This is a genomic window from Nonomuraea antri (assembly GCF_013283785.1).
GTDB lineage: Bacteria > Actinomycetota > Actinomycetes > Streptosporangiales > Streptosporangiaceae > Nonomuraea > Nonomuraea antri.
The window spans coordinates 1-12,948 of sequence record NZ_JABCPZ010000280.1 but is presented as its reverse complement, the minus strand read 5'-3'; the positions used below and the strand labels follow the sequence as shown (position 1 = coordinate 12,948).

Below are 12,948 nucleotides of genomic sequence, written 5' to 3'. Positions count from 1 at the left end.
CATCAACATGGCCATCACCGCGGCCGGCATCGGAGCTGTCGTCGATGGCGTCGTCGGTGGCGTCGGCGCGCTGGTCGAGAACCTGTCGAAGCAGCGGCAGCGCATCGCCGGTCCGCTTGGCCTCCACCGTCACGGTGCCGGCCGGGGTGGTTACGGTGATGCTGACATCGGAATGGCGGTTGGTCAGCCACACGCTCAGCGCCCGGGCCAGCGCCAACCCCGCACCGCCCGACCCCAGCGCGATGGTCAGCCATTCCGCCGCCCCGCCCAGTTCGGTAGCCCCGGGCATCCGTCCGGCCGACCGGATGCGGCCCTGCAGCTCACGCTGCTCTTTCAGCCACCCGGTCAGCGCGGCCAGCTCACCGAGCGCATCGCCCTCGGAGATCCTCAGTTCGGCTTGAAATTCGGCGCTCATGCCCCCAACTCCCGTCGAACGCGCTCCATCCTGCCCCCAAGGACGTCGCAGCCGGGAACCTCTCGGGGGACAGCACACGCCGCCAGTCTGCAGCAAGCGCAGCCCGCCCAGGGATCCTTTCAGGAAAAGACCCATTCGTGAAGAAACCTGGATCCATGCCGTCCCCGCCCCCAACTCGGCTCCCGCAGCCCCGAGAACGCGACGCACTACTTCGCCAAATGGGGCGACGACGGCACCGAGAAGACCATCCCCGACCTGCTGCGTCGGCACCCGCGCGCGAAGGAGAAGCGATCAGCCGACGCGAGTCTGGTCATGCTGGACGACCAGAGCGTGCACGTTGCGGCTGAGGTCCCGGCACTGCCACAGGGAAAGATGCCGCCAAGCGCGTGCCGGGCAGGAAACGCGGCCTGGCGGTGGGTGCGCTGGGCCTGGTCATCGCCGTGGTCATGCCGGTCGCCTCCGCCCACGACAACACCACCGAGATCGCACCATGCGCGGCTGCGGTCACCCCAGGGCGTGCGGCCCGGCCAGCGGCGAGGTTGGCCTCGAAGCTTCGGGCTCTGGGTGCGTGGTCTTCGAGGTGATCGTGCCGATGCGGTCAGCGGTGTGGGCGAGGTCCTGTATGAGGCCGGACCGTGTGGTCGTGGGCCAGATCAGTGCCCATCGTGCGGGTGGTGCGTCGTGGATGGGCACGTAGGTGATGTCGGGACGGGGGAAGTATCGGGCGGCGTGAGCGTGGGCGGGTGAGACGGCTTCGCCGTTGGAGAGCAGGGGGAGCATCTCGGCGGAGTCGTTGATGAGGGGACCGGCCGTCAGCTCGGGGTACAAGAAGCTGGTCGAAGAACTGGAGTCGGGCATCAAGACGGACGAGGGGTTACACCGTCGAAGAGTGCGTCAACGACTGGCTGAACAAGGGTCTCAAGGGGAAGGGCGCAGGAACGGTAGCCAACTACCGGTCCATGGCCGATCATCACATCATCCCGCAGATCGGGACGAGCGGGCAGAAACGCTCTCGACACGCTCGCTCCGTCTCATTCATCAAATGGTCCGGCGGGCAATACGACACGCGCAAGCCACGGACAAAGTCCTGAGAAACGTCGCCAGTCTGGTGGACGGTTCCGGAAGGCCAGGAAGGGAGACCATCAAGGGCACTCGACGTCGAACAAGCAAAGGCAGTGATCCGGGCGTCACTCGATACTCCGCTCAAGGCGTTACATCATCATCTGCCTACTGTGCGGAATACGGACGGAAGAAGCGCGTGACCTACGATGGACAGAGACACCAAGACGCACAAATCCCGCCGAGTCCTCAAGGTTCCCCGATGGGGCATCCGCATCCTCAAAGAGCTGCACAAGGCCAGAGCCGCTGAACGTCTCGCGTCAGGAGAGCGAGGAACCGACGACTCCCTTGTTTCCCGCAAGGCAGACGAAAGCCCGATGGACCGCTGATATGTTCGGCGAGAATTTTTAGAAAGTCACCGCTGCAGCAGGTATCGGAACGGATTGGTGCCCGCGTGAACTGAGGCACAGTTTCGTGTCCCTGCTGTCCGCCCACAAGGTGACCATCGAAGAGATCGCCCGCCTCGTTGGCCACTCGTCAACGAACGTGACCGAGACCGTCTACCGGCACGAGATCCGACCTGCGCTTACTGAGGGCGCGGTCGCCATGAACAAGATCTTCAAGCCGAAGGCCGGGTAGAGCGGTGGCTCCCCGTTCGGCTCCCGGAAAACGAAAAGGGGCACCAGAAATACTCTGGTACCCCTTCTGACCAGTCGGGACGACAGGATTTGAACCTGCGACCCCATGACCCCCAGAACGGCGAGGTCGGCGTTTTCCCAGCTCAAATCATGTGCAGGGGCTTGCATCTCGTTGAGCGACCAGGACTTCGTGCAGGGGTGCGCACAGCGTGTGGTCCCCAAATGGTCCCCAAGACCGTTGCCAAGATCCCGGCGGCAAGGTCCTCAAAATCAAACTCAGGAAACACCATCTCGTAGCCGCAGGAGAGAACACTGGTTCCGCGGTGACCGTCACGGCCTCGCTAGAGCTGAGATAGCTGGATCGGCTCACCGTGCGGCTGCGGCCATGCGCGGAGGCTCATCACCCGGACGGAGTTCGGCGGTATGACGCCGAGCTGGTCAACCGGGCCCGTGACGGAGTTGCGCCACCTCTGAGTCACCCCCGCGCAGAAACGCAGCTGAGCCGTCTCCAAGCAGGGGTCATGGCGTCGATGAGGTGTTGAACGGGTCGATGCCTGCCGGGTGTGCGGCCTGGACTGATGCACGAGGTACGGCTCAGCGGTGGGTGATCCACCAAAACAGCAGGCCGATGAGGCCGGTGCCGGTGGCGTGGGCGGCGCCGCGTGCCAGGGCGATGGCGAAGGCGGCGGAGGCGGGCGGAGCGGCGTCGCAGCGCGGACGGGCCGCTGCCAGGCGCCGGACTGTTGCTGTTTCTGTTGCTGCTGGTGTTGGTCATGCCGACATGACATCGGGCGATGGCGCAGGGTTGAAGGTATGCCGGATGAGTCCGGATCTGCACGGGCTGCGCTGCCGGTGAGCGGGGATCCGGGCCGGTCCGTCCCGGATCCGGATGACGGTCCCTGACAGGTGAGGAGGCGGGAGCGGCGTGGCGGAGTTCCGGCCGGAGGGGTCGACCTCCCGGGTCCTGGCGGAGCTGGCCCGGCTGTGGGAGCAGGCCCGTGTCCACAGCCCGGGCCGGGTGACGCAGAAGGAGCTTGCCAAGATCTCAAAGGTGCCGGCTTCGACACTGGGCGGGTGGGCGACCGGGGCCGCCGAGCCCCGGGATCTGGACCAGCTGGTCCGGGTCGGCGCCGCCCTGGCCGCCTGGGCGAACGAACCTGCCCCGTCGACCCGGGACTGGGATCGGCTGATGCTCGCCGACCGCGCCCGCCCGGCTCCCGCACCGGCGCCGGCGCTGGATGACGTCGGCCGGTTCGGACACGCCGCAACGGCGGAGCGGGGCCCGCCGGGCTGGCCGCTGAGGGAGGTGACCGACCCCTTCCGGTTCGGGCTGGAGGTCCATCGCGCCATCGACCTCGGTGACGCCGGCTTGCCACCGCTTCCGGTGTACGTGCCGCGCGCTCATGATCGCGCACTACGCGAGGTGGTGACCGCCGCTGCCGGCGGGGACAGTGCCATCGCGCTGCTGGTCGGCGGCTCCTCCACCGGTAAGACCCGCGCCTGCTGGCAGGCGCTGCACCTGCTGCGTGAGCGCCCCGAGCCGTGGCGGCTGTGGCATCCCATCGACCCGACCCGGCCCGAGGCCGTCCTGACCGGTATCGGCGATGTCGCGCCGTACACGGTGGTGTGGCTGAATGAGGCCCAGTTCTACCTGGCGCCGGACAAGCTGGGTGAGCAGGTCGCCGCAGGCCTGCGCGAGCTACTACGGGATCAGGGACGCGGCCCGGTGCTGGTGCTGGCCACCTTATGGCCGCGGCACTGGCACACCCTGACAGTCCGCCCGGGTCCAGAACAGCCTGATCCGCATGCCCAGGCCCGGGAACTGCTGGACGGCTGCGACATTAGCGTCCCGGACGCGTTCACCCCCACCGACTTGCAGGCGCTGAGCGGCCATGCCGCCCAAGACCGCCGGCTGGGTGAGGCCGCCGAACGCACCGAGGATGGTCAGATCACCCAGTACCTGGCCGGAGTGCCGGTCCTGCTGGAGCGCTACACCCGCGCCTCGCCCGCCACCAAGGCGCTGATCTGGGCGGCGATGGACGCCCGCCGCCTAGTGAGCTGGCTTGAGGTCTGTGGTCACCACTTGTGTTGCTTCATGTAACAGGGTGGTGACTTCGGGCCCGGGCGGGAGTGTGCTGAGGATGTGGGAGACAGCAGACTGCCGCCGCTGGTACTGACCGCGGGCGAGCGGATGACCTTGCAGGGCTGGGCGTCTCGTCGGTCGACGGCACAGGGGCTGGCGTTACGTGCGCGAATCGTGCTGGAGTGCGCGCGAGGTGACTCCAACCTCGCCATCGCCGCGCGGCTGGGGATCGCGCGGGGCACGGTCACCAAGTGGCGGGCCAGGTTCATCGCCGCCCGCCTGGACGGGCTGGCCGACGAACCGCGGCCCGGTGTTCCGCGCACCATCACCGATGCCCAGGTCGAGCAGGTGGTGGTGGCTACGCTGGAGACCACACCGCCGGGCGAGACCCACTGGTCCAGACGGCAGCTGGCCGCCCGCGTGGGCATCTCGCCGGCCAGCGTCGCCCGGATCTGGAGGGCCTTCGGGTTACAGCCCTGGCGGACCGAGACGTTCAAGATCTCGCCCGACCCGCTGCTGATCGACAAGATCCGCGATGTCGTAGGCCTCTACCTGGCCCCGCCGGCCAACGCGGTGGTGTTCAGCGTGGACGAGAAACCGCAGATCCAGGCGCTGCAACGCAGCGCTCCGGTGCTGCCGATGATGCCCGGGGTAGCCGAGCGGCGCAGCTTCGACTACGTCCGGCACGGCACCGTCGACCTGTTCGCCGCCTTCAACGTCGTCACCGGGGAAGTGGTGAGCAAGGTCACCGCCCGGCACACCGCGGCCGATTTCCGTGACTTCCTGGCCGACCTTGATGCCCTCGTCCCGGCCGGCCTGGACGTGCACGTCGTCTGCGACAACCTGTCGGCTCACAAGGCACCGGTGGTGCAGCGATGGATCATCGCCCATCCCCGCTTCACCCTGCACTTCATCCCCACCTACTCAGCCTGGCTCAACCAGGTCGAGCGCTGGTTCGCCGAGCTTCAGCGCCGCTGCCTGGACCGCGGGGTGTTCTGCTCGGTCGAGCACCTCACCACCGCGCTCCACGACTGGATCGACGCCTGGAACGACAACCCCCGCCCATTCATCTGGCGCAAGACTGCCGACCAGATCATCGACCGTATCTGCCACTACTGCTCACGAATTTCCGGACCAGCTCACTAGGCGCCGGCCAGCAGCTGCCGCTGGCGCTGCTGTCCGCTGCCGCGCCCGGCTACCTCACCGACACCCAGTGGGATCAGGCTGACGACGACTGGCTGCAGCAGGCCCTGGACTACGCCGCCACCCCGTGCAACGGCATTCCCGGCATGCTGTCCCCCGTCAAGATCGGCATCCGCCGCAACCAGCGCACACCCGGCGTCAGTTCCGCAACGGCCGCCACCCCACCGAGCCTGCGGACTGCATCCGGGCCGCTGTATCGGCTGGCCGACTACCTCGACCAGCACGGCCGACATGACCGAGCCGACCAGATACCTCCGATCGATTTCTGGACTGCAGCCGCTGCGCATGCCCATCCTGCCGATCTGGCAGCGCTCGGCAACGCGGCCCGGGCGCGCGGGCTGTATCGCGACGCCGCCCAGTTGTACAAACACGCCACAACCCACGGCGATCTGAACGCTTCTGCCAATCTTGTCAACCTTATGCACGCCCTGCACCCTGCCGACCACCGCCCGGCCCACCACGCCGCCCGGTATGCCGCCGTGAACGACCCGTACACCGTGGGCCGGTTGCTGGACAGCTTGTGGGAGGCCGGGGCCGAGGATCAGCTGCGGGAGCTGGCCGGACGCGCCGCCCGGCATACCCCCGTGGACGGCCCGTACGCCGTGAGCCAGTTGCTGGACAGCTTGCGGGAGGCCGGGGCCAAGGACCAGCTGCGAGAGCTGGTGGAGAGGGTGTTTGCCGCAGGCTTATTCGTTCAATTCGTCAAGTTCGAAGAGGGAGGGGAGTTCCGATTCGGGCATGAGCCCAATGGGAACGCTGCCGCTCCCTGGGCCTGGGATGACCTGGAGTGAAAGCTGCTACCTCCGCCTACGACCCTTTTCGGCGCCGGATCGTCGTCAGAGACGCGGTAGACGGAGCCGCGGCACCGGTGTAGTCGCCGGCAGCGTGCATGCACATCAATTCCGTCTGCTGCCGAGTAGAGCGGGCGATTTCCATGCCCTCACGGGTTCCGCACCTTGAGGTGCGGGGGCCACGAGCCCAACTGTGCGCTGTCATGTCCCCTCCTTTCCCGCGCTCGCCAGGTGCCTCGCTCCTGGACCGGCGATCAGGTTGCGAGCGCCGGACGTGTTGCCCGCGAGCTGGTCCAGGGCGTGCAGCGAGTAGTCTAGCCAGTGGCCGCGGCCCAGCCGCTCGAACGCGGGCCGCAGCTCGCGCAGGCGCCTGCGGACCTCGGCGACGTCCGCGCCGATGAGCGGGTTGGCACCCTGGTAGTGCTCGGCGAACGGCCCGCTCAGGTACTCCATCCTCGGGCGTGCGGCCGGTGGTGATGTGGGAGCCGTAGGCAGCTCCGTGATCGATGGGGATGAGCCGGGCGGGCTCGGCGTCGGCGCCGTCTCGGCGGATCCGCTCGATCTCGTAGCGAACGGTTCGCGTGACCTCCTTGCGGTGCTCGTGCACCATGACCCGATCGCCGATGCTCGCGCCGCGGTCGCCGGCGGCGTGCTCGACCAGGCCATGGCCCGCGCCCACCGGCCGGCCAGGCGGGCGTGCGCCGGCTCGATCGCGTCCGCCAGCAGCGGCGGCGTCTCCTGCAGGGCCTTGACGACTTCCACGGCCTCGTCCGGCACGAAGCTGGTGAGGTCGATGTCGCTGCTCGTGCGCCAGCCGGTCGTGTCGATGGGCCAGTGCTTGCGTCCGGACTGCTGCAGGGTCAGCACCTTGCCCGCCCGGTGGTGCGCCGGCCGGTCCACGAAGGGGCTGCTCGTGCTCACATCTCGCCTCAGGCGCACCAGGGCCTGGCGCCACCAGTCCCGTTCGGCGATCTCGACCCGCTGGCCGTACTCCAGGGCGTGCTCGCCGAGCTGGTCGACGTCAGCGGCCGGGGCGGGCTCCACCGTGGCGCTCGCCGAGCCGCGGCCGCGCATCACCGCGGCGTGCCGGACGGCGGAGGCCAGAGTCTCCAGCTCGTCTCCGACCAGGCCGCCGGTGGGCGGGACGGCGAAGGCCAGGCGGGCCAGCAGCACCGCCCGGTGGGAACCTGCGCTGACCGGCCAAGCGACGACCTGCGGGCACGGGATGCGCGCGTAGCGCCAGGCGTTGGACAGTGCGAGGGCCACGGCCATCCGGTCTCGGTGGTCGAGCAGGTCGGGCAGGGCGCGGCCGTCCTTCTCGGGGTCGAGCGCCAGGGTCACCAGCAGCCACATGACGGCGGCTGGGTCCTGGTCAAAGCGCGCCGGGCGGCGTTGTACGCCTCGCCGGTGGCCGCCTGGTGGGCGCGGTTCTTGGTCAGGGCCGGTTCCTCTCGGCGAGGGTGCCCACGCCACCCCGCCAGGGATCGTCACGACCAGTCAGCGGAGCGTCGTCTCACGCGATCCGGGGGACCTTGTCCTCTTCGCCGCTGACGGCGGGGGCGCCCGGGCGGCTCTGAAGCGGGCCAGCGTGACGGCCGCGTCAGCCAGCCTACGCCCCGCCGCCGACGTTTCCTGATCGATCCGCGGGTCCTGATCGATCAGCAGGGTTCAGCGTTGCCCGCCTCGCAGGGCCGCCAGGGCCTGCTCGCCGCGGGCGTCGGCGGCACGGGCCGCGGCGGCCTGCTCGGTCGCGGTGCCAGCGCCTTGTCCAGCTCCCGGTTGGCCTTGGCCAGCTCACGGTTGCTCTTGGCCAGCGTCCCGGCGCGCTCCCACTCGCGCTGCTGCTCCTGCTGGGCGTGCACGGCGGCGGCGCTCTTGTCGGCGACCTGGTGCTCCCCTCCACTCGCGACGGACTGTCCCTGACCGAAGACTTCCTCCTGGCAGCCCCCGGCATCCGCCCCGGCAGTGTGCTCGGGGGCGGGGGCCACCGTCGGCGACGTCTTCGTGTGCGCGACGCCACCCCGCTGCGGCTGACCGCCCGCCAGCAGTCGTCTGCTGGCGGGCGAAGCGGACCACGTGACGCACAACGGCGTCGATCGCTGAATTGGCGGGGTGCACCTGACCGGCCGCGACGTCTCGTGGAAGGGGATGAGGGCGGGGAGTCGCCCGCGCCGGCCTGACTCAGCGCCGGAGGAGCTCGTCGAAGATCTCCAGCATCTCCGGCCGGCCGTACGGCCCGACATGGGGAGCCGCGACACTGCGGACATCCGTCGGGTTGTCCGGGGTGAGCCGGTCGGCTTCCCGGATGAACCGGTCCTGCAGTGCGAGCGGGATCAGCCGGTCCTGGGTGAAGCGCACGTAGGTGCGCGGGATCCGGCCCCAGGTGTCCGCCTTGCCCGCGGCGTCGGCCAGGGGGATGGTGGCGGGCTCGTCCGGCTGGAGGGCGTTGAGCATCCAGCGCGCCGCCTCGTCGGTGAAATCGCCGGCGAGGCACTCCTTGATGCCGCGCATCGCGTCCGGGTCGGCCGTACGCCAGTTGATCCGGCTCACCCCCAAGGCGGCCGGGTCGGCGGCCATCGCCCGGAGGACCTCGGGAAGAAGGCTGCCGGCGTTCTCCGGGGTGTCCTCGTAGGCGCTGATGCTGGGCAGGTCGACGCAGCAGTACGCCGCCACGTACACCACCCGCTCCAGCAGATCAGGGACGGCGTTGCCGACCTTGCTGACGGTGACGCCTCCCTGGCTGGCACCGGCCAGGATCACTGGGCCGAACCGGCGGACCCGGCGCACCACGTCCACGACCCGCTCGACGTAGTCGTCGATGGTGATCTTGGCGAGCGGTGACGGCTCGGTGGCCAGGCCCACCGGGTCCTGGGGGGCCTGGTACGCGAGCGGGTAGTACGCCTCCTCGCCGTGTCCCGGCAGGTCGACGGCCACGCACCGGTGGCCGAGCAGGGTGAGCTCCCTGACCAGGCCGTTCCAGCAGTACGACGAGGTGTTGGTGCCGTGGATGAGCACCAGAGTGGGCGATTCAGTCATTGATGTTCCTCTCTTGGCTGGTGGGGAGGGGTGGTCGCCACATCGGCCACAGGGGCGGGCCGTCGGCCACCTGGATCGGGGCTCCCAGGGCCTCGAACCCGTGCCGCATGTACAGGGCACGGCTCCGCGCCGAACTGGCCTCCAGGTACACGCCGAGCCCGTCGGCATCCGCCCGATCCAGTCGCTGCCGCAGCATCGCCGAGCCGAGCCCGGCGCCCCCCCGCTCGCCGGTCACACCCACGAACGGCAGGTAGAGATGCCGTGCGCCGGTGGGGTGGCGCCGGTTCAGCGCCTGGCTCAGTGCCCGCATCCGCGAACCGAAGGCCACTGGTCGTCATGGAGCGTCTCGTCCGGGCCCAGTGTGAGCCGGATGGCGGCGCCCTTGCCGCCGTCCGCCAGGTGTGCCTCGGCGGCGGGGTGGGTGAGCAGGGAACGGTAGAACACCGCCTGGAGACGACCACGTTCGCTCGGGTCGGGAGAGAGCCAGCACACGACGGGGTCGTCGGTGAACGCCTCGACGAGGACGTCCACCACTGCCTGCGGCTCGTTTGCGTACGTTGTATCAACTGCCACGGGTACACCGTATCGACAACTGTGTGGACACGCCTGTTTTAGGAGAACAAAGTGCACTAGTGCGAAGCTGAGTGGACTAGTACATTCGGAGGCTGCCCATGGCGGCGGAACCGCCCTGTCGGCGCATTGTCGCGGAGATCCGCAGCAGGGTCCTGAGCGGCGAACTGCGGCCCGGCGAGCGGATGCCGTCCATCCGCCAGATCGTCCAGCGGTGGGGCGTGGCGATCGCGACCGCGACCCGGGTGATGGCGACCCTGCGCGACGAGGGCCTGGTCGAGGCCAAGGTGGGCTCCGGCACGGTGGTCAGCGGGCGGCAGCCCCGGGTCGGCGCGCCGAAGCGGACGCTGAGCCGTGGGCACCTGCTCCGTACCGCCATCGCGATCGCCGACGTGGAGGGGCTCGACGCTGTCTCCATGCGCCAGCTCGGGTCGGGCCCGATGTCGCTGTACCGGCACGTCGCCACCAAGGACGAACTCATCACCCAGATGGTCGACGTGGCCTTCGGCGAACCGGAGCTGCCCGATCCGGGCCTGACGGCTGGCGAGCCAGACTCGAACTGATCGCCCGCCTGCAGTGGGAGCTGTCCCGGCGGCACCTGTGGCTGGCCAGAGCGATCTCGTTCACCCGCCCGCTGCTCGTGCCCAACATGATGGCCCACACCGAGTGGATCTTGCGCGCGCTCGACGGGCTCGGCCTGCCGGCGGAGACCAGGATCCGGGAGGCGCTCACCCTGCACGGCGTGGTCATCACCGTCGCCTTGACCCTGGCCGGGGGAGTGGAGGCCGAACAGGAGACCGGGGTAACGCTCGACCGGTGGTGGCTGGCCCGGCGCGCGCGTGCCGACGAGCTGCTGCACAGCGGCCGCTTCTCGCAGCTGGCCGCGATCCCCAGGATGCGGTGTCGGACTTGGACGGTCTGTTCGAGTACGGCCTGACCTGCCGCCTGGACGGCCTCGCCGCACGAATTCAGGCGCATTGTCAACCCTCGGCGGCCCGGCCGTGATCGTGCCTGCTTGCCTTACGTGCCTGACCTGCCTTCAAGCGGCTGATCAGCTACTTTGCTTGAGAACCCCAGATAATGCCGGAGCTCGCCAAAGCCCATCCCTTCGCCGAGTGGATCGCCCGGGCCGGCAAGCGTCAGGCACTCACTGGTCACTCGACCCCCGCTGACATCGCCGGCGCGGTGACGTTCCCCGCGTCCCATGACGCCCGATTCATCACCGGTGTGATCCTCCCTGTCGATGGCGGAACCACGGCCGCCAGCGGCCAACCTGACTTCTACTAAAGGCCCTCCACTCCCGACCGCCCTACCGGCCCACGTTCACTTTGACCCTGTGCGGGAGGCGGCGGGGTGTCGAAATCACAGCCACTTCCGACACCCCGCCGAAGCCGTCCTCCCCACCGCGCACGCGTAGACCAGAACTGACGGGCTTGCTGCCGGTTCGCCTCTCTACCGAACCGGCTGTCTCACCCAGCAGCGGCCCCTCGCCCAGGGCTGCTCACGCCGGGCGCTACCGGGCTCTCCCCATCGGCGAGCACCCCGGTAAACACTCGCAATCGAGGGGTGTTCGCCCTTGTTCTTGCCAGACGGGATGACCAGCTTGCGGGCAATGTCGGGCACAGCCACCCCACGCTCGCGCAACGACCGGGCGTAGACAATCATGTCCTCGTCAAGCACTTTCGGCCGTCCGCCGTGGCGGCCGCGTTCGCGCGCCGAGGCCTGGCCTTCGAGGAATTTCTCCCGGATGTACTCGCGTTCGGACTCAGCCATCCCGGAGAAGAAGGCGAACAGCGCCGCGCCGTGCCCCGAGGGGTTGTAGATGCCCTGCAGCGGGCCGGTCAGCAACTCCAGCTCGATGTCGTGGTGGCGCAGATCCTCCGCGATGGTCAGAAGTTCGGCGGCGCCGCGGCTCAGGCGCTTCATCTCGTGCACGGTGAAGATCACCCGCTGGTGCGGGACGGCCTGCTTGATGGTGCGGGCGTACTCCATCGCCCGGGGGAACTCCGGCCGCGCCCTGACCCGGGTGCTGATCTTCTCGGAGAAGATCGGTTCACAGCCCGCCTCGGTCAGCGCGTCGAGCTGGCTCTGCCGTTCCTGCTGCGCGGTGCTGCAGCGGGCGTAGCCGACCCGCGTCGGGCGGGCCGACACCGGCGGAACGGCCTCGATGGCCGGGCCCGCCCGCCAGGGACGGCCCACGCCACGCAAGGCCGGGGTTCGCACCTCCAACTCGGCCCGCAACTGGGGCACCAGCATGAAGCGAGGCGTGTGGTACTTCGGCGCGACCTTGCCGTCCCGAGTGCGGCAGGCGCTGCCCGCAGACGCCTCACACATGGGACAGTCGAAGGCTTCGACAGCGGCGGCGGGATCAGTGAGCTCGGCCATGTCGCAAAACCCATCGCAAGGCAGGTTCTGCGAGATCAGTTTTGCGAGAGGTTCTGAGAATGAAGATCGAGGACAAACAGGACGCCACGCTGGGCATGCTTCACTTCGCAGAACTATCCATTTCTGCGAACACCGAAAGTAGTCACTGTCACCCAGCGCTACATTGCGTCCGGTCGGGCCGACCCGAGCGGTGGGCCGTCATGGTGAAGAACGCGGTCAGCGCTTCGCCGTCGGCGGTGTAGTGGCGCCCCTCCGCGCTGATGAGGGTGAGGCCAAGTTTGACGCCGTTGAGCGCGGGCTCGTGCTGGGCCCGGGAGCCGGTTGCTGGGCCTTCCCGCCGTTCGCCGGGGAGAACGCCGCACCTCGCCTTCTGGGTGGTCTTCGACGGGCGCGGGGGTGGTCGTCCGGGGACGCCGCTGGGGCTTGCCCGCAAGAGGAATGCTTGGCTTATCCGACTTTCGGCCTGATTACCTTACAGACCTCGCGGTACGCCGCCTCGTATCCGTCAAAGTATCCGAGGTAACGCTGTACGGTATCCTTGGGCTCGTTTTGCCGTTCGTAATAGGCGCGAGGTCTCCACCAAAGCGGTCGTCTGCAGTCGAGAGCAGCGGCATCACTAAGGCCGTGCTGGTGCCCTTCCTTGAGCTGTTTTCATCCTCGGCGGGCATCTGCTGATCACAGCATGATCGCGAGTCCGGCGTTCGCCTGAAGACGCAAAGAACCCCTGGTAGACGGGTGGATCACCACAATCAACACCGTCACCACCAG

General features: G+C 68.7%; 14 protein-coding genes. 7 read left to right on the top strand and 7 right to left on the bottom strand.

Annotated features, from left to right (window positions below):
• Positions 1 to 415 (bottom strand): effector-associated constant component EACC1 (locus HII36_RS48290; RefSeq protein ID WP_173530127.1); only part of this gene is annotated, 415 nt, incomplete at its 3' end.
• Positions 416 to 1,906: 1,491 nt separating this feature from the next.
• Here HII36_RS48290 and HII36_RS48285 point away from each other — a divergent pair.
• The 4 genes from HII36_RS48285 to HII36_RS48270 all read left to right on the top strand — a co-directional run bounded on the left by HII36_RS48285 (position 1,907) and on the right by HII36_RS48270 (position 6,189).
• Positions 1,907 to 2,113, top strand: coding sequence for a site-specific integrase (locus tag HII36_RS48285; RefSeq protein ID WP_173530129.1), 207 nt, complete (start codon positions 1,907 to 1,909; stop codon positions 2,111 to 2,113).
• Positions 2,114 to 3,037: 924 nt separating this feature from the next.
• The gene (locus tag HII36_RS48280; protein ID WP_173530126.1) at positions 3,038 to 4,213 is read left to right on the top strand and encodes a hypothetical protein; all 1,176 of its coding nucleotides are present in this window, start codon (positions 3,038 to 3,040) and stop codon (positions 4,211 to 4,213) included.
• A 90-nt stretch (positions 4,214 to 4,303) separates the two neighbouring features.
• Entirely contained in the window at positions 4,304 to 5,341 is a 1,038-nt protein-coding gene (locus HII36_RS48275) for an IS630 family transposase (RefSeq protein ID WP_173530128.1), read from the top strand.
• Positions 5,342 to 5,484: 143 nt separating this feature from the next.
• Positions 5,485 to 6,189, top strand: coding sequence for a hypothetical protein (locus tag HII36_RS48270; protein WP_173530125.1), 705 nt, complete (start codon positions 5,485 to 5,487; stop codon positions 6,187 to 6,189).
• 201 nt (positions 6,190 to 6,390) lie between these two features.
• Here HII36_RS48270 and HII36_RS48265 read toward each other — a convergent pair whose 3' ends face one another.
• The 5 genes from HII36_RS48265 to HII36_RS48245 form a co-directional block, all read right to left on the bottom strand.
• Positions 6,391 to 7,542, bottom strand: a complete 1,152-nt coding sequence (locus tag HII36_RS48265; protein ID WP_173530124.1) for a hypothetical protein — start codon at positions 7,540 to 7,542, stop codon at positions 6,391 to 6,393.
• A gap of 305 nt (positions 7,543 to 7,847) precedes the next feature.
• Complete coding sequence (locus HII36_RS48260) at positions 7,848 to 8,177, bottom strand: hypothetical protein (RefSeq protein WP_173530123.1); 330 nt, start codon at positions 8,175 to 8,177, stop codon at positions 7,848 to 7,850.
• 193 nt (positions 8,178 to 8,370) lie between these two features.
• Positions 8,371 to 9,225 (bottom strand): alpha/beta fold hydrolase, encoded by an 855-nt coding sequence (locus HII36_RS48255; RefSeq protein ID WP_173530122.1) that lies wholly within the window; start codon positions 9,223 to 9,225, stop codon positions 8,371 to 8,373.
• The gene (locus tag HII36_RS48250; RefSeq protein ID WP_173530121.1) at positions 9,218 to 9,535 is read right to left on the bottom strand and encodes a GNAT family N-acetyltransferase; all 318 of its coding nucleotides are present in this window, start codon (positions 9,533 to 9,535) and stop codon (positions 9,218 to 9,220) included. Before HII36_RS48250 ends, HII36_RS48255 begins: the two co-directional genes overlap by 8 nt.
• Entirely contained in the window at positions 9,523 to 9,798 is a 276-nt protein-coding gene (locus HII36_RS48245; protein ID WP_173530120.1) for a hypothetical protein, read from the bottom strand. The genes HII36_RS48250 and HII36_RS48245 overlap by 13 nt, the downstream gene beginning before the upstream one ends.
• 98 nt (positions 9,799 to 9,896) lie before the next feature.
• Here HII36_RS48245 and HII36_RS56160 point away from each other — a divergent pair, with 98 nt between their 5' ends.
• The 3 genes from HII36_RS56160 to HII36_RS48235 all read left to right on the top strand — a co-directional run bounded on the left by HII36_RS56160 (position 9,897) and on the right by HII36_RS48235 (position 11,082).
• Positions 9,897 to 10,358, top strand: a complete 462-nt coding sequence (locus tag HII36_RS56160) for a TetR/AcrR family transcriptional regulator (RefSeq protein ID WP_217370888.1) — start codon at positions 9,897 to 9,899, stop codon at positions 10,356 to 10,358.
• Entirely contained in the window at positions 10,355 to 10,732 is a 378-nt protein-coding gene (locus HII36_RS56155) for a TetR/AcrR family transcriptional regulator C-terminal domain-containing protein (RefSeq protein WP_328808230.1), read from the top strand. The genes HII36_RS56160 and HII36_RS56155 overlap by 4 nt, the downstream gene beginning before the upstream one ends.
• Before the next feature lie 143 nt (positions 10,733 to 10,875).
• Positions 10,876 to 11,082: an SDR family oxidoreductase gene (locus HII36_RS48235; protein ID WP_173530119.1), complete on the top strand. Its 207-nt coding sequence runs from the start codon at positions 10,876 to 10,878 to the stop codon at positions 11,080 to 11,082.
• Between the two features lie 165 nt (positions 11,083 to 11,247).
• On the opposite strand, the gene HII36_RS48230 is transcribed toward HII36_RS48235, so the two are convergent.
• Positions 11,248 to 12,180 (bottom strand): recombinase family protein, encoded by a 933-nt coding sequence (locus HII36_RS48230; protein WP_173530118.1) that lies wholly within the window; start codon positions 12,178 to 12,180, stop codon positions 11,248 to 11,250.
• Positions 12,181 to 12,948: the final 768 nt, after the last annotated feature.